Here is a 21,560-nt window from a genome sequence, read left to right as displayed (position 1 = left end):
ACTAGGAGCGCATGCCTGGTTACATTTTGCTACCATGCATCCCAGAACCTTTTATAGCAATCCGAAAATTACGAGTAATTTATGAGTGAAAATAAAATTGAAGAGGAAATGCCAGACAGCCTGGAAGTCCCTGACGTAGCACCTTATTCGCCAGTTAATGAACGTAAAGTTTTGATTCAACAGTACGACTACGCGGTGCGGCAATTAGTCGATCAAATCGTTGAAGGCGATTTGATTTTAGACCCTGATTATCAGCGTCAATACCGATGGTCACCCGACAAGGCCTCTAGATTTATAGAATCCATCTTGATGAACATCCCGGTCCCGGTGGTTTATTTTGCAGAGGAAGCAAACGGAGTCTTTAGTGTTATTGATGGACAACAGAGACTTACATCACTTTTGAACTTTATTCGCCCGAATGAGGGTGAAGGACTGGTATTGACTGGACTTCAGCTGAGGCCTGATTTAAATGGCATGAGTTTCAACGAACTAAATAGGGTCGATCGCTCCGCTCTAGTTAAACGACCTATCCGTTGCATCGTCGTCCTTAACGAATCTGACCAAACATTGAAATTTGAGGTTTTTGAACGACTGAACACCGGCAGCTCAAAGCTTACAGAACAGGAGGTTAGGAACTCTATTTATCATGGCAATTTTAATGACCTGATAAAACTTTTGGCTCGCAACCAGAAATTCTTAGAGATGATTGCCTTACCCGAACAAAACAAAAAAAACATGAAGGCCGAGGAGCTGATTCTGCGATTCTTTGCATATAGGGATTTAACCGACGCTACAGAGTACCTTGGAAACTACACTGAGTATTTGAATAAATACATGGAGGAGAATCGCTCCCTGACTCAGAATCGTCTTGATGAGCTGCGTAGCTTATATGAATCGACTGTGAATGCAGTCTGGGAAATATTGGGGCCTGGAACAGCATTCCGTCGTCCCGTTTCTAAAGATGGTGTCGTAAAATTTGCTCACACCTCGATAAACGGTGCTATATATGAGTCGCAGATGATCGTTTTCTCCCGAGCCATTGAGCAAGGGATTATTGATCGTATTAGCAAAGAAAAAGTGATAGCTGCGTTCGAAGAAGAGCGATACTGGGGTACGCTATTCCAAAGCACAGCCAAAAAGGCTACAGCATTGCGCCGTACCGAAGATCTTACAAAATTCCTCCTGTCGTAAAGGATTGTCGGCATGAATTTTCGGTGCGTGACGGAACTTGATCTAAAAATATCGGAAATTAAACTTACTGCAAAGCTTGCAAAAACAATTCTTGATGGCCCCGAGATCGGCAATGTACTGGGTGAAATGGCCGAAGCTCCTTGTCGGAGGTCAACAGCTAATACTATGACCAAAGCGGCACTCGTACTGCTTACCGGATACTTTGAAGGATTCTTAAAAAAGCTTATTGAAGAATTTGTTGGGGAGCTCAACGATCTCGAACTTCCTCTTAACTTGGCGGGAGATGAGCTTCTTTTATCAGTGCTCCAGCACAGTATAGGTGTAGATCGAGCAAAGACGATGCCGAAGGCAATGGAGTTGAAATCTTGTATTGCTGGAGATGGGCACTATCCCCTAATGCTTGAGACCGCGGGAAAAACCGGTGGAAATCCGAGCGTTGATAACGTAGAAAGCCTTTTTCTACGGCTGGGCATCCCTGAGATCATAGATAAATTAAGCGTGAGAGACTTCTCGCTTGACAACACATATGTGACAGTTAGTCATAGCCAGCAGTTGCAGAGACATATTGAGGCTGCCCTAGGCGGGGATTTGGCTTCTAGCCAGAAGATATTTGAAATAATAGACAACAAATGGACTCCAAAAAAACAACGTCGAGACGTGGGCTATGTTGGTGTGATTCAGGAACTGCTTAAAAAAAGAAACAAAATCGCTCATGGCGAAAATTGGGGTGAGCAGGTCACACCTGCAGAACTCAGCGGATTTTGTGATCAAATTATCAAGCTATGCTCGGGCATAGCTGAATTTCTTTATGACGAACTGAATTCCTATAAACAAAAAATAGCATAATATGGGCTTAACTTATTATTCGATGAACATATCGGCTAGATCACCCCCATACTGACTGCTTTCTCTTAACCATAAGGGTATTTGTAGAAAACCTCATCTGACTGGCTGACAGAGCTAACATGAAAATGACTTCGCTGATGGGAGAGGTAGGAAAACAATGCTATACGTTAAGAACTCAGGAGTGATCACCGAAGTCCTGCCAGAAATATCGTACAACTTTCTTAAATAGTCTGGCAAAAATCACATTGAGGACGTCTTAATTTCACTCAACTACCACCCTGCCATTCACATTGGGCGGGAGCATCTAGCAGAACTTGAGATACATATAAACCAGCACCAAGAAAAACCCCCGGCCGCCATCGCATTCGTGACACTCGGCGAGACATACGAAATCTATTTCATCGAAACACGTCACGCAGTCTTGCTCTTTGCTAAAGAATTTGCATCTACTATCAGGGATATTTGTGAGCTCACAAACCTTGAAGAGTAGCAATACTTCGTCTTCACCGCAGACCGACAAAGCCGCCAAATTGGCGTTTTTTTAACTTCAGCTTCGTACCCATGGTAAGTGGTGAAGCTGCCGCAATACCAAACGCAACGGCATTGCTCGGCAGCGGCGTCGGTCCATGAACGTGCTCAACCAGCTGGGTGTTCATCTCTTGGACCAGGTCGAGCAGGTCACACAGCACCTGCAGCACGTTCACCCCTTCCGAACCCAGCAACGTCTTCGGCGCCTGCAGGCGCTGACTGACGCCCGCCACGCTTTTCCGCAATCCCTCGATGCGCTCCTGGACACCGCAGCTCACCGTCGCGTTGAGCTTCTGCCCCACTTACCTGGATGAGGTCGCGCCCGGTGGCCTGATGTAGGTCATCGACTGCGGCCAGGCTCGCATATCCGCCGGACAGCAGCTTAAGCGCGCCCAACGCCTTGACCTTCTTCACCCTGCCCACTGTCTCGGTCGAGTGGTCGTCCACGTTCCTGATGTGGCTCTGGAGCTGCTCGCGGTTGGCCAGTCAGCATCCGTTCGCTGCTGACAGGCCTCATTGTGCTGTCAGACTGGTCCCCTTTCGCTCCCCGGGGCAGGTTCAGCCCGGGCGGCAGGATCTGCTGGAAGGTTTTTTGCGCGGTAGACCGTAAGCGAACGACACGACAACGGTGCAACCTCCACCAGTTCATATCCAACACTTTCGACCAATAAACATCTGATTCAGCTTCAACAGGTCAAGACGGTGTGCGTTCCGATCCCGCACCCCTCAAGCAATCACAGGATGACTGGCGCTCCCCTTCGATTGCTTTTTGCCATCATCAAGCTAACCTCCTCGATGCTTGGTGATTTCGCAGCCAAAAAGCATATCACCCGCGCATAGATGTTAAGTCATTACCGATCCGACACACGGAAGCAAGGACTAGCACATGCAATCATTTATCGTTAACAGAAACGTTCAAGCGAACGGCGACTACGAAGTGCACAACACTACGATTGGCTGCCGCTATATGCCGCAGCCGGAAAATCAGGTACCTCTCGGGAACCACCTATCGTGTACCGGTGCTGTCAATACCGCTCGAGTTGCGAACCCCACCCTAAGGATTAATGGTTGTTACTATTGCTGTAATCCTTGCCACACCAGCTAGCTCGACTTACTCGCTCCTCAAGGAGCGGTCTTGTACCGCTCCTACCTGCGCCCCTGGCAAATGCTACGACTTCAGGCTCGTTTCACGCCCAGTCCTTTAAGACTTTCCCCATTCCCTGTAGTCCATTTCCCAAACATACTCCCAACCCCTTTCAAGCCATTGCGATGGTCTGGATCGGCCTCTAGTCTCGACCCGTCGCTGCCAAATCAGCGACCGGCTTTGACAGGCCGCTCCAGTAATTAACTCGCACAGCTTTGCCACCTATGGCGGCTGTACGTGGGGCACCTTCGGGTGCGCCGGGTTTCCTTACTGACCGGTCTGTCAACCCACGTACCGCTGCCACCCTCTTGTTTGACAGCAATGGTGACGGCCCTTCAGTAAGGATCACACCATGTTGAAGATTGTCCCCGATCCACCGCTTTCTCCCGAAACAGCACACTCGCTCGAAGACCTGCTCATCCAGATCTCGGAACGTCTGTTCTGCGCCCTCTCCATCACCCACCAGAACGCCCTCACCCAGGTCACCAGCACAGCGCGCGGTATGTCCATGGCAACGATGCACGAAATCGAGGCCGCACGCGGGCTGGTGGAGCTGGCACTGAGCAAGCTGCAGATCAAGCACTGAACAGGGAGAAAACACAATGAACGACAAGACTGCCGGCGTGACCGGATTCGGCTATGGCGATGGAGAGCAACCACTGTTCCGGGTCGAACCGGGGCAGGACGGAAAGTCAGCCATGGAACAAGCCTCTGCGATCATGGCCTGCGTGAAGCGCATGACTTTGCTCGCAGCCACTGATGGTGAGGCCAACCTTGGCTGGGGTGCGCACTTGATGAGCGATATGGCCAAGGCGGTGATGGATGATGTGGAGCTGGGTCGCCAACGGGGCTCGACTGAATAGCCCTGACCCAACGTCTACCGTCTAAATCGGCTGTGCCCGCTCCCACAAGCTCGACAAAGCCCTATGGGAGTGGGCTCGCCCGCCTACGCGTTAGCCTCTAGCCAAGCCTTTGCGACATTCCTGACTGCACAGAAAATCACACTTAGTGCGATTTACTGTAGAGCCACAGCATTGACTTCACGTTACCGGCCGCACAGGGTAAATAGCTTCTGGTCCCATCGGAACATTCCCCGTGCCACTAAGCCATCGCCCTGTCCAACCTGCCGACATCGCCACGCTCTGTAGCTTCCCTCAGGGCTCGGACGAACTGTTCTATATGTTCCCCAAAGCCACCTACCCGCTCACACCCGCACAACTGAGCGAAGCCATTGCCCAGCGCAGCGGCTCAACGGTGGTCGAAATTGACGGGGTGATCGTTGGCTTCGCCAATTTCTACAAAGCCGAACAGGGTGGTGTCTGCGCGCTGGGTAATGTGGTCGTGGCGCCGGCTGCGCGGGGTCAGGGCGTGGCACGTTATCTGGTGCAGTGCATGATCGACTTGGCTCACCAAGCCTTCGCGGCGCGGGAGGTCTGGGTCTCGTGTTTCAATCACAACACCGCAGGGCTGCTGCTTTATCCACAGCTCGGTTTTGTGCCGTTCGGGATCGAGGAGCGGCGGGCGCCGGATGGGTCCCGGGTGGCGCTGATTCAGATGAAACTGCCATCAGCCTGGGCGCCGCCTCACGACTCAACGCGGTAGGACGTGGGGCTGAGCCTGCAAATCGATTCCCAATGCGCGAATGACCTTGAGTACCGTATCGAATCTCGGTTTGGCTCCAGGACCGAACGCCTTGTAAAGGCTCTCACGACCCAAGCCCGTCTCCTTGGCGATCTGTGACATACCACGTGCCTTGGCAATATGACCCAACGCACGAAGAATTTCGTCAGTGTCCCCATCCGCAAGCACTTGGCTCAGGTACTCACTGATCGCAGCATCGCTGTCCAACAGATCAGCCATGTCAAATGGTACGAGTTTCTCGTTCATTTCAGCTCCTTCGCCAGTGCCTTTGCCTTGAGGATGTCACCCGCCTGCGAGGACTTGCCTCCACCCACCAGAAGCAAAATCAACCTGCCCTGCCTGCTGGTGAAATAGACGCGGTATCCACCTGATACATCAATGCGTAGTTCACTGATACCACCACCAACGGGTTTGAAGTCCCCAGGGTTACCCTGTGAGAGTCGTTCAATCCTGCGGGCGATAGCGATTCGCGCACGCAAGTCCCGTAGATTGGCCAACCAGGTGGCAAAGCTTTTCGTTTGTTCGACTTCGTAGCTCACCAGGCCCTCCGAACTGTATCCGAATAGATACTAACTATCAATACTGAAGGCAACCATGTGTCGGGTACCTTGCGAGCCTTCACAATGCAGGAGTGGCACCAGATCCAATACAGGGAGTCTTCCCAAGTCCGCGTCATCCAAGTCTCGAAAATTTTTTGCAACACCCCACTCAGGAACCTTGCTCCCCGATCCCGCGTCGGAACCTGCATCCCCCGCATCGAGGTTCCCCCCACGTGAAAGCCCTCCTCGCCCGCAAATACCGCCTGGTGGTCAAGACCTTCGGCTACATCGGCTGGTCGCTGTTCTGGCTGCTGATCTGGGACGTGCTGGTCACCATCGACTTCATGCTGTTCTTCAACAGCAAGTTCAGCCTGCCGTTGATCCCGCTCACCTTGCTGGGCTCGGCGCTGGTGGTGCTGGTGAGCTTTCGCAACAGCAGCGCCTACAACCGCTGGTGGGAGGCGCGCACGCTGTGGGGCGCGCTGGTGAACAGTTCGCGCAGCTTCGCCCGGCAGGTGCTGACGCTGGTCGACGATCCGGCCGACGGGCCGAACCCGGTGAAGGCGACCTTGCTGCGCCGGCATATCGCCTACGTGAACTGCCTGGCGGCGCACCTCAAAGGCGAGAAATGCCCAGATGAGCTGATGGCCTTCATACCGCCCGGGGAGTTCGAGCGGCGCAATCGTTCGAACAATTTCGCCAATGACATCCTCGGCGGCTCGGCGGCGTTGTTGGCCCAGGAATACCAGGCTGGGCGGCTGGACAGCATTCGCCTGGCGCGGCTGGAATCGACCCTGGTGGACATGTCCAACGCCCAGGGTGGGATGGAGCGGATTGCCAATACGCCGCTGCCCTACCCTTATGTGTACTTCCCGCGGCTGTTCATCACGTTGTTCTGCCTGATCGTGCCGGTGGGGCTGGTGGAGTCGCTGGGCTGGTTCACACCGCTAGCTTCGACGGTGGTCGGCTTCATGCTGCTGGCCATCGAGCGGATCGGCACGGACTTGCAGAGCCCGTTCCGCTTCAGCGAGCACCAGATTCCGATGGACACGATCTGCGAGACGATCGAACGTAACCTGGAGTCGATGCAGCGGGAGGCGCAATGTGGACGCGAAGTGTTCGACGATAGTCCTCCCACATCCGTGAGATCGAGCGCCGCCCGCGCGGCGCATCGCGGATAAATCCGCTCCTACATTTGTTGCAACGTGGCCATGCCTGATAGGCCATGGTTGTAAGCCTTGTGCGCTCGACGCAATTTCTCGGTGGGCATTGCTGCCGCCCCACCTGCCTCAAGCCTTGCGCCAAGGCTGACAACCATGGCCTGACAGGTTCGGTACGTTGCGACAAATGTAGGAGCGGATTCATCCGCGATGCGCCGCGCGGGCGGCGCTCGATCTCCCAGGCGCTGCAGAAATCTCGCCGAACACCTCGCAACGCCCCCACCGCTCGCAAACCTACCCCCGCCGAGCATACTCCCGGCAATTCTCCCAGCCGATCCCACTCTGGGCCGTGTGCTGCAACAACCACTCCAGCGCCGGCTGCGTCTTGGGCTGATTGTCGCGGAACTGGATCACGCCCTTGCGCCACAGCAGCATCAGCGTCAGCACCCGCTGTGCAGAGGCCTCGGCGGTCAGCGGCCCGTCATCCTGGGCATCGATGTCCCACAGCGAAACCTGCATCTGCTGGCTGTCCATGAATGCCTCGCCATCGGCGCGGCGCTGGCCGTAGGGCGGACGAAACAACGGCACATACTGCTCCGCCAGGTCGGCCTGGACCCGCGCCTGGCTGCGCCGCAGCGAGTCCTGCCAGTCCTGCCACTGGGCGTGGGAGCGGTACTCCCAACCCTGGATACCCACGCACTGGCCGGCATACAGGTCGCTCACCGGGCCGGCGTCGCGACGTTGCTGCAGGCGATTGCCGAGCACGAAGAAAATCCCGTCGAGCTTTTGCCGCCGCAGGTAGTCGGCCACCGCATCGGTGCTGCCGCCCTGGGGCCCCGGGCCGCCGGCGAAGGTCAGGAGGAACATCCGGTCGTTGAGCTCCTCGCCATTGCGCTCGCGACCGGACAGCTTGGCCACCTCGCTGGTGGTCTGCGGGAACAGCGCGGCCTTGCGCAACTGCTCATCCAGGTATCGAGTGTGGAACTGGTGACTGGGCTCGACCCATCCGGTATAGAACGTGCCGACATCCTCGGCGAAAACGGCGGACTGCGTGCGCAGATCGGCCATGGACTCGACCGGGTAGCAGAACGAGGCATCCTGCTCGCAACTCTTCTGCGCCTGTTGATAACTTGTCCACAGGCGCTGCCACAGACGTGCCCGTACGGCCCGCACGACGGTCAGGTTGATCTGGCGCAGGCCCAACCGGGCCTTGAGCGCCTGCTCGTCGAGCATCTCGCTTTCGTGCAACACCCGGGCGAACGACAGGATCTCCGCCCGCGACGCCACGTCGAACAGCGTCGGGCTGTCCAGCTGCTCGGGCCACAGCTCACGGTCAAAACTGACGAAATCCGCCGGGGCCGCCTGCGCGCCCAGGCTGAGCAGCCCGGCGAACAGGGCAAACGCGATACGCACGATGAGCAATCTCCTTGAAGGCATGGCGCGCACTATAGCGCGACCGCCCGCGGTTTAATGTGGCGATGTTCGGTGACTATCGTCGCCATAGTTTGGCGTTGTGCCAGCGGCCCCGTAGAATTCGCCCGACGATTCCAGGAGCCGACCCGATGCTGACGGTGATTTCCCCTGCCAAGACCCTCGACTACGACACCCCGCCGGTAACCCAGCGCCACACCCTGCCCCAGTACCTGGATGATTCCCAGGAACTGATCGTGCAACTGCGCGAACTGGCGCCGGCGCAGATCGCCGAGCTGATGCACCTCTCCGACAAGCTCGCCGGCCTCAACGCCGCCCGCTTCGGCAGCTGGACCCCGGACTTCACCCCGGCCAACGCCAAGCAGGCACTGCTGGCGTTCAAGGGCGACGTATACACCGGGCTCGACGCCGAGAGCCTGGGCGAGGACGACTTCAGCTACGCCCAGGACCACCTGCGCATGCTCTCGGGCCTGTATGGCCTGCTGCGCCCGCTGGACCTGATGCAGCCCTACCGCCTGGAAATGGGCACCAAGCTGGCCAATGCCCGCGGCAAGGACCTGTACGCCTTCTGGGGCACGCGCATCAGCGAATGGCTGAACCAGGCCCTGGCCGACCAGGGTGACGACGTGCTGCTGAACCTGGCCAGCAACGAGTACTTCAGCGCGGTGAAGAAGAGCGCGCTGAAGGCGCGGGTGATCGATGTCGACTTCAAGGACCTGAAGAACGGCCAGTACAAGATCATCAGCTTCTACGCCAAGAAGGCCCGCGGGATGATGAGCCGCTTCGTGATCCAGGAGCGGATCAACGATCCGGAGCAGCTCAAGCGCTTCGATGTGCAGGGTTACTACTACAGTGCCGAGCAGTCGAAGCCGGATCATCTGGTGTTCCTGCGCGATCACGCTGAGGGCTGATTTTTCAGAGCCGCTTCGCAACTCATCGCGGGGCAAGCCCGCTCCCACGATTTACGCCTCAGGTTCCAGGGCTCATCGTGGGAGCGGGCTTGCCCCGCGATGAGGCCTTAAGCCCCGCAACGGGGCGCGCTGCAAATTGCCATCAAGCCAAATTTTCAGCGCCAAAAAACCAACACTCACATCCTTATTGCAAAACGCCATAAGACCGTTCGTAGTTTTTTGACGAAATTTGAAAAAAAATTTCGCATGCTGGCCTATAACCATCCCCCTGCGATTTCGCCCTTTATATACGGGGACGAAACTGCTGCGTGCTATCAGATTGAAAGTATTTCCCTCTGAAAAAATATTTAGAAATCTTTCATCGTGACGAAACCGCCCCCGGAACTTCTGCCAAGGGAGATGGCTCATAGCACCCGTAACGAGTTTCAAGCGCCCGGCGTGAGAGATGACTTACAGATGACAAAGGGCCGCCATTCTCAACCGGCCCGAAAACTTCAACGGCGGTACAGGAAGTGCCAAAAGCCATGATCCATGCAGGAGACAAGCGCCCCTAAAATTCGTCCTAGTGGTTGATTTCAAAGGATTTATCCACTTGAAAAAACAAGCACAGCACTTCACCAACGGTGAATTGCAATAAAGACGGCTGCATTTCAGGGCACGCCACTTTTAATACTGGCCTTTGACTGCCAACTTTGAGTGCATAACTTTTTGCGCTCCGGATTTATTCATGCCTGCGTTCGGTGAAGTGTCAATTCGCCATGGATCCGTGCGCCCGAAAACTGCTGGTCAATCAACCCGGTCGGCTCTTCGCTGAAGGGCTGGCGTGATAAACACACGAGGTGAATGCGATGCGTATCAGCATCTTTGGTTTGGGTTATGTGGGTGCAGTCTGTGCAGGTTGCCTGTCGGCACGAGGCCACGAAGTGATTGGTGTGGACGTGTCCAGCACCAAGATCGACCTGATCAACAAGGGCAAGTCGCCCATCGTCGAACCGGGCCTGGAAGAGCTGCTGCAGCAAGGCATCGCCAACGGCCGCCTGCGCGGCACCACCGACTTCGCCGAGGCCATCCGTGCCAGCGACGTGTCGATGATCTGCGTCGGCACGCCGAGCAAGAAGAACGGCGACCTGGGCCTGGAGTACATCGAGTCGGTGTGCCGCGAGATCGGCTACGTGCTGCGCGACAAGGCCAGCCGTCACACCGTGGTGGTGCGCAGCACCGTGCTGCCGGGCACCGTGAAGAACGTGGTCATTCCGATTCTGGAAGACTGCTCGGGCAAGAAGGCCGGTGTCGACTTCGGCGTCGCGGTCAACCCTGAGTTCCTGCGCGAAAGCACCGCGATCAAGGACTACGACCAGCCACCGATGACCGTCATCGGCGAACTGGACAGCGCCAGCGGCGACGTGCTGCAGGCCCTGTACGAAGAACTCGATGCGCCGATCATCCGCAAGCCGGTCGAAGTGGCCGAGATGATCAAGTACACCTGCAACGTCTGGCACGCGACCAAGGTCACCTTCGCCAACGAGATCGGCAACATCGCCAAGGCCGTCGGCGTCGATGGCCGCGAGGTGATGGACGTGGTCTGCCAGGACAAGGCGCTGAACCTGTCGCAGTACTACATGCGCCCGGGCTTCGCCTTCGGCGGTTCGTGCCTGCCGAAGGACGTGCGCGCCCTCACCTACCGCGCCGCCAGCCTCGATGTGCGTGCCCCGCTGCTCGACTCGCTGATGCGCAGCAACGAATCCCAGGTGCAGAACGCCTTCGACATCATCGAGAGCCACGACAAGCGCAAGGTCGCCTTGCTCGGCCTTTCGTTCAAGGCCGGCACCGACGACCTGCGCGAAAGCCCGCTGGTGGAGCTGGCCGAACGCCTGATCGGCAAGGGCTACCAGCTCGACATCTACGACCAGAACGTCGAGTACGCCCGTGTCCACGGCGCCAACAAGGACTACATCGAGTCGAAGATCCCCCACGTTTCCTCCTTGCTCAACGCCAACTTCGAGCAGGTGGTGGACAACGCCGAGATCATCATCCTGGGCAACCGTGACGAGCAGTTCCGTGCCCTGGCCCAGCAGGCGCCGGAAGGCAAGCAGGTGATCGACCTGGTCGGCTTCATGAGCAAGCCGACCTGCGCCACCAGCCGCACCGAAGGTATCTGCTGGTAAACCCGGCCGGGCGGCGCGTCCCTCCCCAGCGCGCCGCCCGCCCTCCCCCGAATTCTCGACGGATGCCGAACATGCAAAGGTTCCAGACCATGCTGCTGCAATGCGCCGGCTGGCTGCTCTACATGAGCCTGCTCATGCTGATCGCCCTGGCCCTGCCCAGCGATATCTTCGACTCGCAGTCGAAGCACTTCATCTTCCTGGTCGGCGCTGTCGGCATCTGGCGCTACTCCATGGGCGCCACCCATTTCATCCGCGGCATGATCTTCCTGTACATCGTGTACCCCTACCTGCGCCGCAAGGTGCAGAAACTCGGCAAGGCCGCCGACCCGTCGCACGTGTACCTGATGGTCACCAGCTTTCGCATCGAGGCCCTGACCACCGCCCAGGTGTACAGCTCGGTGATCCGCGAGGCGATCGACTGCGGCTTTCCCACCACCGTGGTCTGCTCGCTGGTGGAGAAGTCCGACGAGCTGCTGGTGAAAAGCCTGTGGGCCAAGTACAACCCGCCGTCCCACGTGACCCTCGACATCGTGCGCATCGCCGGCACCGGCAAGCGTGACGGCCTGGCCTATGGTTTCCGCGCCATCTCGCGGATGCTGCCGGACGAAAACGCCGTAGTGGCGGTGATCGACGGCGACACCGTGCTGGCCGAGGGCGTGGTGCGCAAGACCGTGCCATGGTTCCGCCTGTACCCCAACGTCGGTGGCCTGACCACCAACGAGTTCTGCGAAGTGCGCGGCGGTTACATCATGAGCGAGTGGCACAAGCTGCGCTTCGCCCAGCGCCACATCAACATGTGCTCCATGGCCCTGTCCAAGCGCGTGCTGACCATGACCGGGCGCATGTCGATGTTCCGCGCAAGCGTGGTGACCAACCCCGAGTTCATCGCCGACGTCGAGAGCGACTCGCTGATGCACTGGCGCCTGGGCCGCTTCAAGTTCCTCACCGGCGACGACAAGTCCAGCTGGTTCAGCCTGATGCGCCTGGGCTACGACACCTTCTACGTGCCCGATGCCGCGATCAACACGGTCGAGCACCCGCCGGAAAAAAGCTTCGTCAAGGCCAGCCGCAAGCTGATGTACCGCTGGTACGGCAACAACCTGCGGCAGAACTCCCGCGCCCTGGGCCTGGGCCTCAATCGCCTGGGGCTGTTCACCAGCATCGTGCTGCTCGACCAGCGCGTGTCGATGTGGACCAGCCTGCTGGGCCTGACCGTGGCGGTGATCGCCAGCTTCAAGTTCGGCCTGCAGTTCCTGCTGGTGTACCTGCTGTGGATCGGCATCACCCGCCTGATCCTCACCGTCATGCTGCTGTGCTCGGGCCACAACGTCGGCCCGGCCTACCCGCTGATTCTCTATTACAACCAGATCGTCGGCGCGGTGATGAAGATCTACGTGTTCTTCCGCCTCGACAGGCAGTCCTGGACCCGCCAGCCCACTGCCCTCAAGCGCGACCTCGCAAGTTTTCAACAATGGTTCAACACCTGGTCCTCGCGGACCATGACCTTCTCGGCCGCGAGCATCTTCGTCGCCGTGCTGTTCATGGTCGTGTGAGCCCCCGGATCGGACAACAGGAACGAATATCGCCATGAATACCGCCGTGAACGTCAATGTCGTGCATGAATCCGAAGCGCAGCGCCAGCACGCCCGGGTGCGCATCCCCGCCAAGCTGCGCTACCTGGACGGCAACCGCGAAGCGCACGAGGTGAAGGTTGACGACCTGTCCGCCGGAGGCCTGTCCTTCCACGCCAAGAAACCGCTGCCTGAAGGCGAAGTGCTGCGCGGTCGCCTGCAGTTCGTGGTCGACAACCTCGGCCTGTCGATGGACGTCGAACTGCTGGTGCGTACCAGCAGCCGCGAGACCGCCCGCACCGGCGCCGAGTTCCAGAACCTCGAACCGCGCGACATCGCCACCCTGCGCCACATCATCACCAGCCACCTGTCCGGCGAGCTGATCAGCGTCGGCGATGTGCTCAGTACCCTGCAGCGCGACAACTTCACCAAGGCGCGCAAGCAGAAGGACGGTGGCTCGGGCCTTTCCGCCTTCGGCCGCCTGCGCGCGGTCAGCGTGACAGCCGGGGTGTTCGTGGTCGGCCTGGTGGCCTTCGGCTTCGTCGCCAAGTCGCTGTACGGGTTGTACTTCGTCAGCCATGCCGAGGCCGGCGTGGTCGCGGTGCCCACCACCAACGTCACCATGCCCCGCGACGGCAGTCTGCAGAGCCTGGTGGAAAGCGGCGCGACCGTGGCCAAGGGCGCACCGCTGGCGACCTTCAACACCAGCATGCTCGACCTGCTCAAGGGCCACCTGGACGACTCGCAGCTGGAGCCGGCCAAGGTCGAGGAGCTGTTCGGCAAGCAGCTCTCCGGCACCCTCACCAGCCCGTGCGACTGCGTGGTCTCGCGCCAGCTGGTGGATGACGGCCAGTACGCCAGCAAGGGCCAGCCGGTGTTCGCGCTGATCCCGCGCACCAGCGTCCCGACCATCGAGGCGCGCTTCAGCTATCGCCAGTTCGACGAAGTGAAGCCGGGCACCCGGGTCAACTTCCAGATCGCCGGCGAGGACGAAGTGCGCACCGGACGGATCACCGGCAGTTCGAGCCTGGACACCGACAACCTGGCCTCCGACATCCGCGTGCAGATCAAGCCCGACGGCGGCCTGCCGGCCGAGCTTGCCGGGCGCCCGGCCGCGGTCAACAGCGACCGTGGTCCGTCGCTGAACTGGCTGATCGACAAGGCCGTGGCCCGTGGGTTGTAAGAGGATCATGCCGATGACCAGCAGACACCCCGATACCTGTGGGAGCCGGCTTGCCGGCGATCGAGTGCGCAGCACTCGCCCAACGGATGTAGCGCCTGCACTGGCCAATCGCCGGCAAGCCGGCTCCCACAGTGATTCCTTCAGCCTCGGGTTATGCACCCTGGCCCTGGCCATCACCCTGGCCGGCTGCGCCGGCCTGCCCGACCAGCGCCTGGCCAATGAAGCGCTCAAGCGCGGCGACACCGCCACCGCCGAGCGCAACTACAAGGCCCTGGCCGAGCTCGGCTACAGCGATGCCCAGGTAGGCCTGGCCGATATCCAGGTCGCCACCCGCGACCCGGCGAAACTCGAGGAGGCCGAAGCCACCTATCGCGCCGCCGCCACCACCTCGCCCCGTGCCCAGGCGCGTCTCGGCCGCCTGCTGGTGGCCAAGCCCGACAGCACACAGGCCGAACGCGAGGAGGCCGAAACCCTGCTCAAGCACGCCGCACAACAGGGCGAAAGCAACACCCTGATCCCGCTGGCGATGCTCTACCTGCAGTACCCGCAGAGCTTCCCCAAGGTCAACGCCCAGCAGCAGATCGACCAGTGGCGCGCTGCCGGCAACCCCGAGGCGGGCCTTGCCCAGGTCCTGCTGTACCGCACCCAGGGCACCTACGACCAGCACCTGGGCGATGTGGAGAAAATCTGCAAGGCGGCACTGGCCAGCACCGACATCTGCTACGTGGAGCTCGCCACCGTCTACCAGAAACGCGCCCAGCCCGACCAGCAGGCCGCCCTGCTCGAACAACTGAAGGCCGCCCATGCCCGTGGCGCCGTGCCAGCCACCCGGGTCGACAGCGTCGCCCGCGTGCTGGCCGACCGCAGTCTCGGCCAGACCGACGAGAAGACCGCCAAGGACCTGCTCGAACACATCGCCCCGGCCAACCCGGCCTCGTGGGTGAGCCTGGCGCAACTGCTCTACGACTTCCCCGAGCTGGGCGACACCGACCAGTTGATGGCCTACATCGACAAGGGCCGCGAGGCCGAGCAACCCCGCGCCGAACTGCTGCTGGGCCGCCTCTACTACGAAGGCAAGACCGTGCCCGCCGACGCCCAGAAAGCCCAGGAGCACCTGCAGGCCGCCGCCGATGCCGGCGAGGTCAGCGCCGACTACTACCTCGGCCAGCTCTACCGCCGTGGCTACCTGGGCCAGGTCGAGCCGCAGAAGGCCGTGGACCACCTGCTGGCCGCCGCCCGCGGCGGCCAGAACAGCGCCGACTACGCCCTGGCCCAACTGTTCAGCGAAGGTCACGGCATCCGCCCGGCGCCGACCAATGCCTGGGTATTCGCCCAGCTGTCACAGGTCAACCCGACCCCACAGTCGACCGAACTGCTGCAACAGCTCGACCAGCAGCTCACGCCCGACCAGCGCAGCCAGGCGCAGAACCTGCTGGCGCAGGAGAAGCAGGCACGCGGCAGCATGGCTCAGGGCGCCAACAGCACCCTGGCCATCGAAGCGCTGCAGGACGAGAAAGACGACGTAGACGCCGAGGATTCGCTATGACGCTCAACCCCTTCGTGAAAGCCGGCATCGGCCTGGGCTTCGCCCTGCTGTGGTCGATGCCGACCCTGGCGGCCGAAACCGCGCAGAAGAACTTCGGCCTCGACGTGAAGATCACCGGCCAGTCCGAGGACGACCGCGACCTGGGCACCCGCTCCGGCGGCGACGTCAACGGCCTGGGCCTGGACCTGCGGCCCTGGGTGTACGGCGAACGCGGCCACTGGAGCGCCTTCGCCATGGGCCAGGCGGTGGCCGCCACCGACATCATCGAGACCGACACCCTGCGCCAGAACGACGACGGCAGCACCAGCGACAACGGCGACGACAGCCGCAAGCCGGACAAGAGCTACCTGGCCATGCGCGAGTTCTGGATCGGCTACAGCGGCCTGACCCCCTACCCCGGCGAGCAGCTGCGCTTCGGCCGACAGCGCCTGCGCAGCGACGACGGCATGTGGCGCGACACCAACATCGAGGCGCTGAACTGGACCTTCGACACCACCCTGCTCAAGGCCGACCTGGGCGTGGCCCAGCGCTTCAGCGAATACCGCACCGACCTCACCGAGCTGGCCCCGGAGGACAAGGACCGCACCCACGTCTATGGCAACGTCGCCACGCAGTGGACACCCGGCCACTGGGTCGGCCTGCGCGCCCACCACAGCCATGACGGCGGCAGCCTGAAAAGCCCCGGCGAAACCGTCGACGCCCTCGACAAGACCCGCACGGGCGACCTGACCTGGCTGGGCCTGGAGGCCAACAGCGACGCCTACAACTGGCGCAACGACCATACCGTCAACTACTGGGGCAGCGTCACCTGGCTGACCGGCGATCGCGACACCCTCAGCAGCCAGGCGGTGGGCAACGACCAGGTCGCCACCGGCAAGCAGAGCGGCGACGTCAACGCCTGGGCCACCGACCTCGGCATCCGCCTGCGCCTGGACCCGCAATGGCAGGTCGGCGCGGCCTATGCCCGGGGCAGCGGCGGTGGCGGCAGCGACGGTTCGAACAACTTCGAGCAGACCGGCCTTGAGAGCAACCGCTCCAACTTCACCGGCACCCGCTCGCGCGTGCACCGCTTCGGCGAAGCGTTCCGCGGCGAGCTGGGCAACCTGCAGGCGGCCACCCTGTTCGCCTCCTGGCAGCTGCGCGACGACTACGACGCCAGCTTCATCTACCACAAGTTCTGGCGCGTCGACGGCAAGCAGAACATCGGCTCCAGCGGCATCAACGCGGTGGTCGACGACGGCGGCATCAGCCGTCCGCTGGTGCAGGGTGAGAAAGACCTGGGCCAGGAGATGGACGTGGTCGTCACCAAGTACTTCAAGCAAGGCCTGCTGCCGGCCTCGATCAGCCAGTCGATCGATGAGCCGTCGGCGCTGGTGCGCCTGCGCGCTGGCGTGTTCAAGCCGGGCGACGCCTATGGCAAGGAGGCCGACTCGTACATGCATCGCGCCTTCGTCGACGTGATCTGGCGCTACTGAGGCCGGGAGAGGATTTGACATGAACCTGCACCCGAACCTTCGCCACAGCCTGCTGGCCAGCGCCCTGCTGCTGGCCGCGGGCCTGGCCCAGGCCGCCGAGCCGGAAATGGCCAAGGGGCTGCAACAGGCCAAGACCTACACCGTTGCCAGTGCGCCGATCGAGCCGCTGCTGATGGACCCGCCCAAGCTGCCCGACCTGTCCGGCTACACCGCCGAGGCCGTGCAGAAGAAGATCGACCGCCGCCACAAAGGCAAGGTCAGCGTGCGCCGCATGCTCCAGGAGGACACCCTCAAGGAGTTCATCGGCGGCGACAACAAGGGCGCCGAGTGGGTGCGTCGCCAGCACGGCATTCCCCAGGCGATCTTCGTCGACGACGGGCATGTCGATCTGGTCGAACTGAGCAAAAAGGTGCCCGACCAGTACCTGCGCGAGACCGCGCCTGGGGTATACCTCGCCCGCCTGCCGATCGTGGTCGGGCGCAAGGGCGTGCTGGAGATTGACGGCAAGGTCAAGGAACTGCGCCTGTCCGAAGAGGCCGGCTCGTTCATCGTCAACGACGGCAAGCTGTTCGTCAGCGATACCCGGGTGACCGGCTGGCGCGAGCAGGCCAACGGCCCGGCGACCTTCCGCAAGCCCGACCAATTCCGCCCGTTCCTGCTCAGCTGGGGCGGCACCGAGACCTACATCGTCAACAGCAAGATGGCCAGCTTCGGCTATGCCAAGTCCAAGTCGTACGGCGTGAGCATCTCGCAGTACACGCCGAACATGGCCAAGCAGATGGGCCGCCCGGAACCCACCGGCTGGATCATCGGCTCCGAGTTCAGCGACATGTGGTACGGCTTCTACTGCTACGAGACCCAGGACTTCGTGATCAAGGACTCGACCTACCGCGACAACATCGTCTACGGCATCGACCCCCACGACCGCTCGCACCGCCTGATCATCGCCGGCAACACCGTTTACGGCACCAAGAAGAAGCACGGGATCATTGTTTCGCGTGAGGTCAACGACAGCTGGATCATCAACAACAAGAGCTACGACAACAAGCTCTCGGGCGTGGTGATCGACCGCAACAGCGTCAACAACCTGATCGCCTACAACGAGATCTACCGCAACCACACCGACGGCATCACCCTGTACGAGAGCGGCGACAACCTGATCTGGGGCAACAAGCTGATCAACAACCGTCGCCACGGCATCCGCGTGCGCAACAGCGTGAACATCCGCCTGTACGAGAACGTCGCCATGGCCAACGGCCTGGTGGGCGTATACGGGCACATCAAGGACCTCTCCGACACCGACCGCGACATCGCCCTCGACCCGTTCGACACCAAGGTGTCGCTGATCGTGGTCGGCGGAGAGCTGGCGGCCAACGGCTCCGGCCCGCTGTCGATCGATTCGCCGCTGTCGGTGGAGCTGTACAAGGTGTCGATGCTGATGCCGCGCAAGGCCAACGGCATCAGCTTCAACGGTGTGCTCGGCGAGCGCCAGGACGAAATCCTCGACCTGCTGGTGCGCCAGCAGAAGGCCGTGCTGATCGACCCGGTCGAACGCCAGACCGAAATGATCGACTAAGGAAGCCCAGACCATGACTCCACACCTGATGAAACTGCTGGGCCTGTCCGCCGCCCTCCTGGCCATCAGCCAGGGCGTGCGCGCCGATGAGGTCAAGGCGCCGACCTTCAGCGCCGAGCCCTGCTGCCAGCTGTGCCCCGAGGCCCACGACGCCAGCCGCTACACCACGCGCTACCAGCAGAACTTCACCACCCTGGTGCAAGCCCAGGGCGACTGGCTGTTCCGCACCCGCGAAGACCTGCGCACCGAATTCGACACCACCCCGGGCGGCTACAAGCGCCTGCAGCAGGTGCACGACGCGTTCAAGAAGCGCGGCGTCGAGCTGGTGGTGGTGTACCAGCCGACCCGCGGCCTGGTGAACCGCAACATGCTCAAGCCCGAAGAGAAGGCCGCCTTCGATTACCAGAAGGCCCTGCGCAACTACCAGGCCATGCTCCAGCGCTTCGCCAAGATGGGCTACAACGTGCCCGACCTGTCGCCGCTGACCAACGAGCAACTGGCCGCGGCCGACCAGGGCAAGGACTTCTACTTCCGCGGCGACCAGCACTGGACGCCCTACGGCGCCGAGCGCGCGGCGAAGATCGTCGCCGACACCGTGCACCAGATGCCGGCCTTCGAAGGCATCCCGCGCAAGGAATTCGAGACGAAGAAGTCCGGACGCATGGGCAAGACCGGCACCCTGCACAACGTCGCCGGCCAGCTGTGCGGCACCAGCTATGCGGTGCAGTACATGGACCAGTTCGCCACCGAGCCCAAGGGCGGCGCCAGCGGCGGCGACGACCTGTTCGGCGATTCGGGCAACGCGCAGATCACCCTGGTCGGCACCAGCCACAGTGGCAAGAACTACAACTTCTCCGGCTTCCTCGAGCAGTACATCGGTGCCGATGTGCTCAACGTCGCCTTCCCCGGGGGCGGCCTGGAAGGCTCGATGATCCAGTACCTGGGCAGCGAGGAGTTCCAGAACAACCCGCCGAAGATCCTGGTCTGGGAGTTCTCCCCGCTCTACCGCCTCGACCAGGAAACCATCTGGCGGCAGATCCTCGGCCTGCTCGACGACGGCTGCGACGACCGTCCCGCGCAGATGAGCGCCAGCGCCACCCTCAAGCCCGGCAAGAACGAGCTGATGGTCAACGGCAAGGGTGGCGTGATCAAGGACCTGGTCAACCGCAACCACCAGCTCGACATCAAGTTCGAGGACACCTCGGTGAAAGTGCTGCAGGCCACCCTGTGGTACCTCAACGGCCGCCACGAGGACATCAAGATCGAGAAGCCCGAGACCTCCGACACCGATGGGCGCTTCGTCTTCCAGATGCGCGAGGACGAAGACTGGGCAGGCCAGAACCTGCTCGCCCTGGAGGTCCAGGGGCCGGAAAGCGGCACGCAGAAAGTCGAAGCCAAACTCTGCAAACGCAACAACTTCGCCAGCCCCGCGCAGCACACCGCGCAGGCCGGCCAGTGAGGCAAGCATGACAGCCATCCACCGCAAGACCGCACCCGCCCTGCTCGCCCTCGCCCTGTTCGGCGGCGCGGCGCAGGCCGCGCTGGTACCGCCCCAGGGGTACTACGAGGGCATCGAGAAACTCAAGACCGGCGACGGCAATTTTCGCTGCGAGGCCGCGCCCAAGCCCTACACCGGCGCGCTGGTGTTCCGCAGCAAGTACGAAGGTTCGGACAAGGCCCGGGCGACACTCAATGCTGCCTCGGAGAAAGCCTTTCGCAAATCCACCGAGGACATCACCACCCTCGAGAAGGGCGTGAGCAAGATGGTCGGCCAGTACATGCGCGACGGCCGCCCGGCGCAGCTGGACTGCGCCCTGACCTGGCTCGACACCTGGGCACGCGCCGATGCGCTGATGTCCACCGACTACAACCACACCGGCAAGTCCATGCGCAAATGGGCGCTGGGCAGCATGAGCGGGTCGTGGCTGCGCCTGAAATTCTCCAACTCACAGCCGCTGGCGGCGCACCGGGCCGAGGCCGAGCAGATTGAGAAATGGTTCGTGCGCCTGGCGCGGCAGACCGTGCGCGACTGGAGCGACCTGCCGCTGGAGAAGATCAACAACCACAGCTACTGGGCGGCCTGGTCGGTGATGGCCACCGCGGTGGCCACCGACCGCCAGGACCTCTTCGACTGGGCGGTGAAGGAATACAAGGTCGGCGCCAACCAGGTCGATGAACAGGGCTTTTTGCCCAACGAGCTCAAGCGCCGCCAGCGCGCCCTGGCCTACCACAACTATGCCCTGCCGCCGCTGGCGATGATCGCCAGCTTCGCCCAGGCCAACGGCGTGGACCTGCGCAAGGAAAATAACTTCGCCCTGCAGCGCCTCGGTGAAGGCGTGCTGGCCGGTGCCCGCAATCCTGTTCATTTCAACACCCGCGCCGGCGTGAAGCAGGACCTCAAGGACCTGAAGATCGACAGCAAGTACGCCTGGCTCGAGCCGTGGTGCGCGCTGTACCAGTGCGTCGGCGACACCCTGGAGCGCAAGCATGACATGCAGCCGTTCAACAGTTTCAGGCTGGGTGGAGATGTGACGCGGGTCTATGACCCGCAAGCCGAACAGAAAAAGTAAGTCGTTTGCGTGGGAGCGGGCTTGCCCCGCGATGAGGCCCGCAAGGGCAATGGTGTTGGCTCTGCCGACGCCATCGCGGGGCA

The 21,560-nt window shown here is 60.9% G+C and carries 18 protein-coding genes and 1 pseudogene; 15 read left to right on the top strand and 4 right to left on the bottom strand.

Translation table 11 applies throughout. From position 1 onward, the window contains the following. Nucleotides 1–81: 81 nt before the first annotated feature. Both HU751_RS19720 and HU751_RS19715 read left to right on the top strand, forming a co-directional pair. The gene (locus HU751_RS19720; RefSeq protein ID WP_186733518.1) at nt 82–1,191 is read left to right on the top strand and encodes a DUF262 domain-containing protein; all 1,110 of its coding nucleotides are present in this window, start codon (nt 82–84) and stop codon (nt 1,189–1,191) included. 12 nt (nt 1,192–1,203) lie between these two features. Beyond that, nucleotides 1,204–2,037 carry an MAE_28990/MAE_18760 family HEPN-like nuclease gene (locus HU751_RS19715; protein ID WP_186733517.1) on the top strand — a complete coding sequence of 278 codons (834 nt, stop codon included), beginning with the start codon at nt 1,204–1,206 and terminating at the stop codon, nt 2,035–2,037. Between the two features lie 503 nt (nt 2,038–2,540). Here HU751_RS19715 and HU751_RS19710 read toward each other — a convergent pair. Next, nucleotides 2,541–3,201 (bottom strand): annotated as a pseudogene (locus HU751_RS19710) (hypothetical protein); the annotation flags it as partial. Nucleotides 3,202–4,061: 860 nt separating this feature from the next. Between HU751_RS19710 and HU751_RS19705 the strand changes: the two are divergent. The 3 genes from HU751_RS19705 to HU751_RS19695 all read left to right on the top strand — a co-directional run bounded on the left by HU751_RS19705 (nt 4,062) and on the right by HU751_RS19695 (nt 5,311). Further along, nucleotides 4,062–4,295: a hypothetical protein gene (locus tag HU751_RS19705; protein ID WP_084941970.1), complete on the top strand. Its 234-nt coding sequence runs from the start codon at nt 4,062–4,064 to the stop codon at nt 4,293–4,295. Between the two features lie 16 nt (nt 4,296–4,311). Continuing rightward, a complete protein-coding gene (locus HU751_RS19700; protein ID WP_084941971.1) occupies nt 4,312–4,572 on the top strand; it encodes a DUF3077 domain-containing protein in 261 nt (86 codons plus the stop codon). A gap of 232 nt (nt 4,573–4,804) precedes the next feature. Further along, nucleotides 4,805–5,311 (top strand): GNAT family N-acetyltransferase, encoded by a 507-nt coding sequence (locus HU751_RS19695; RefSeq protein WP_186733516.1) that lies wholly within the window; start codon nt 4,805–4,807, stop codon nt 5,309–5,311. Here HU751_RS19695 and HU751_RS19690 read toward each other — a convergent pair. Together HU751_RS19690 and HU751_RS19685 are read right to left on the bottom strand one after the other, a co-directional pair. After that, nucleotides 5,300–5,596: an addiction module antidote protein gene (locus HU751_RS19690; RefSeq protein ID WP_186733515.1), complete on the bottom strand. Its 297-nt coding sequence runs from the start codon at nt 5,594–5,596 to the stop codon at nt 5,300–5,302. The two genes, HU751_RS19695 and HU751_RS19690, sit on opposite strands and share 12 nt — an antisense overlap. Then, nucleotides 5,593–5,889, bottom strand: a complete 297-nt coding sequence (locus tag HU751_RS19685; protein ID WP_186733514.1) for a type II toxin-antitoxin system RelE/ParE family toxin — start codon at nt 5,887–5,889, stop codon at nt 5,593–5,595. Before HU751_RS19685 ends, HU751_RS19690 begins: the two co-directional genes overlap by 4 nt. Before the next feature lie 233 nt (nt 5,890–6,122). Here HU751_RS19685 and HU751_RS19680 point away from each other — a divergent pair, with 233 nt between their 5' ends. Continuing rightward, nucleotides 6,123–7,070, top strand: a complete 948-nt coding sequence (locus HU751_RS19680) for a bestrophin family protein (protein WP_367616971.1) — start codon at nt 6,123–6,125, stop codon at nt 7,068–7,070. A gap of 273 nt (nt 7,071–7,343) precedes the next feature. On the opposite strand, the gene HU751_RS19675 is transcribed toward HU751_RS19680, so the two are convergent. Next, nucleotides 7,344–8,462, bottom strand: coding sequence for a polysaccharide deacetylase family protein (locus tag HU751_RS19675; RefSeq protein ID WP_186733513.1), 1,119 nt, complete (start codon nt 8,460–8,462; stop codon nt 7,344–7,346). 149 nt (nt 8,463–8,611) lie between these two features. Between HU751_RS19675 and yaaA the strand changes: the two genes are divergently transcribed. The 9 genes from yaaA (at nt 8,612) to HU751_RS19630 (ending at nt 21,477) form a co-directional block, all read left to right on the top strand. Further along, nucleotides 8,612–9,391, top strand: a complete 780-nt coding sequence (yaaA, locus tag HU751_RS19670) for a peroxide stress protein YaaA (protein WP_050704346.1) — start codon at nt 8,612–8,614, stop codon at nt 9,389–9,391. Nucleotides 9,392–10,239: 848 nt separating this feature from the next. After that, nucleotides 10,240–11,556, top strand: a complete 1,317-nt coding sequence (locus tag HU751_RS19665) for a nucleotide sugar dehydrogenase (protein ID WP_050704345.1) — start codon at nt 10,240–10,242, stop codon at nt 11,554–11,556. Nucleotides 11,557–11,627: 71 nt separating this feature from the next. Beyond that, complete coding sequence (locus HU751_RS19660; RefSeq protein ID WP_186733512.1) at nt 11,628–13,109, top strand: glycosyltransferase family 2 protein; 1,482 nt, start codon at nt 11,628–11,630, stop codon at nt 13,107–13,109. Nucleotides 13,110–13,143: 34 nt separating this feature from the next. Next, complete coding sequence (locus HU751_RS19655; protein WP_050704343.1) at nt 13,144–14,310, top strand: alginate biosynthesis protein Alg44; 1,167 nt, start codon at nt 13,144–13,146, stop codon at nt 14,308–14,310. 7 nt (nt 14,311–14,317) lie between these two features. Beyond that, nucleotides 14,318–15,856, top strand: a complete 1,539-nt coding sequence (algK, locus tag HU751_RS19650) for an alginate biosynthesis TPR repeat lipoprotein AlgK (RefSeq protein ID WP_437181055.1) — start codon at nt 14,318–14,320, stop codon at nt 15,854–15,856. Continuing rightward, nucleotides 15,853–17,331, top strand: a complete 1,479-nt coding sequence (locus HU751_RS19645) for an alginate export family protein (protein WP_186733511.1) — start codon at nt 15,853–15,855, stop codon at nt 17,329–17,331. Before algK ends, HU751_RS19645 begins: the two co-directional genes overlap by 4 nt. A gap of 19 nt (nt 17,332–17,350) precedes the next feature. Next, nucleotides 17,351–18,907 carry a mannuronan 5-epimerase AlgG gene (algG, locus tag HU751_RS19640; RefSeq protein WP_186733510.1) on the top strand — a complete coding sequence of 519 codons (1,557 nt, stop codon included), beginning with the start codon at nt 17,351–17,353 and terminating at the stop codon, nt 18,905–18,907. A gap of 13 nt (nt 18,908–18,920) precedes the next feature. Continuing rightward, a complete protein-coding gene (locus HU751_RS19635; protein ID WP_186733509.1) occupies nt 18,921–20,366 on the top strand; it encodes an alginate O-acetyltransferase in 1,446 nt (481 codons plus the stop codon). A 7-nt stretch (nt 20,367–20,373) separates the two neighbouring features. Further along, nucleotides 20,374–21,477, top strand: a complete 1,104-nt coding sequence (locus tag HU751_RS19630; protein WP_186733508.1) for a mannuronate-specific alginate lyase — start codon at nt 20,374–20,376, stop codon at nt 21,475–21,477. The last annotated feature ends 83 nt before the right edge of the window (nt 21,478–21,560 follow it).

The organism is Pseudomonas peradeniyensis (assembly GCF_014268935.2).
Classification (GTDB): Bacteria; Pseudomonadota; Gammaproteobacteria; order Pseudomonadales; family Pseudomonadaceae; genus Aquipseudomonas; species Aquipseudomonas peradeniyensis.
Note: the sequence above shows the minus strand (reverse complement) of the source record. Positions and strands in the feature narration are given on the sequence as shown.

Excerpts from the sequence above, each read along its gene's own strand:
- HU751_RS19720 (WP_186733518.1), top strand. The coding sequence starts at position 82 with ATGAGTGAAAATAAAATTGAAGAGGAAATGCCAGACAGCCTGGAAGTC.
- HU751_RS19715 (WP_186733517.1), top strand. The coding sequence starts at position 1,204 with ATGAATTTTCGGTGCGTGACGGAACTTGATCTAAAAATATCGGAAATT.
- HU751_RS19705 (WP_084941970.1), top strand. The coding sequence starts at position 4,062 with ATGTTGAAGATTGTCCCCGATCCACCGCTTTCTCCCGAAACAGCACAC.
- HU751_RS19700 (WP_084941971.1), top strand. The coding sequence starts at position 4,312 with ATGAACGACAAGACTGCCGGCGTGACCGGATTCGGCTATGGCGATGGA.
- HU751_RS19690 (WP_186733515.1), bottom strand. The coding sequence starts at position 5,596 with ATGAACGAGAAACTCGTACCATTTGACATGGCTGATCTGTTGGACAGC.
- yaaA (WP_050704346.1), top strand. The coding sequence starts at position 8,612 with ATGCTGACGGTGATTTCCCCTGCCAAGACCCTCGACTACGACACCCCG.
- HU751_RS19665 (WP_050704345.1), top strand. The coding sequence starts at position 10,240 with ATGCGTATCAGCATCTTTGGTTTGGGTTATGTGGGTGCAGTCTGTGCA.
- HU751_RS19660 (WP_186733512.1), top strand. The coding sequence starts at position 11,628 with ATGCAAAGGTTCCAGACCATGCTGCTGCAATGCGCCGGCTGGCTGCTC.
- HU751_RS19655 (WP_050704343.1), top strand. The coding sequence starts at position 13,144 with ATGAATACCGCCGTGAACGTCAATGTCGTGCATGAATCCGAAGCGCAG.
- algK (WP_437181055.1), top strand. The coding sequence starts at position 14,318 with ATGCCGATGACCAGCAGACACCCCGATACCTGTGGGAGCCGGCTTGCC.
- HU751_RS19645 (WP_186733511.1), top strand. The coding sequence starts at position 15,853 with ATGACGCTCAACCCCTTCGTGAAAGCCGGCATCGGCCTGGGCTTCGCC.
- algG (WP_186733510.1), top strand. The coding sequence starts at position 17,351 with ATGAACCTGCACCCGAACCTTCGCCACAGCCTGCTGGCCAGCGCCCTG.
- HU751_RS19635 (WP_186733509.1), top strand. The coding sequence starts at position 18,921 with ATGACTCCACACCTGATGAAACTGCTGGGCCTGTCCGCCGCCCTCCTG.
- HU751_RS19630 (WP_186733508.1), top strand. The coding sequence starts at position 20,374 with ATGACAGCCATCCACCGCAAGACCGCACCCGCCCTGCTCGCCCTCGCC.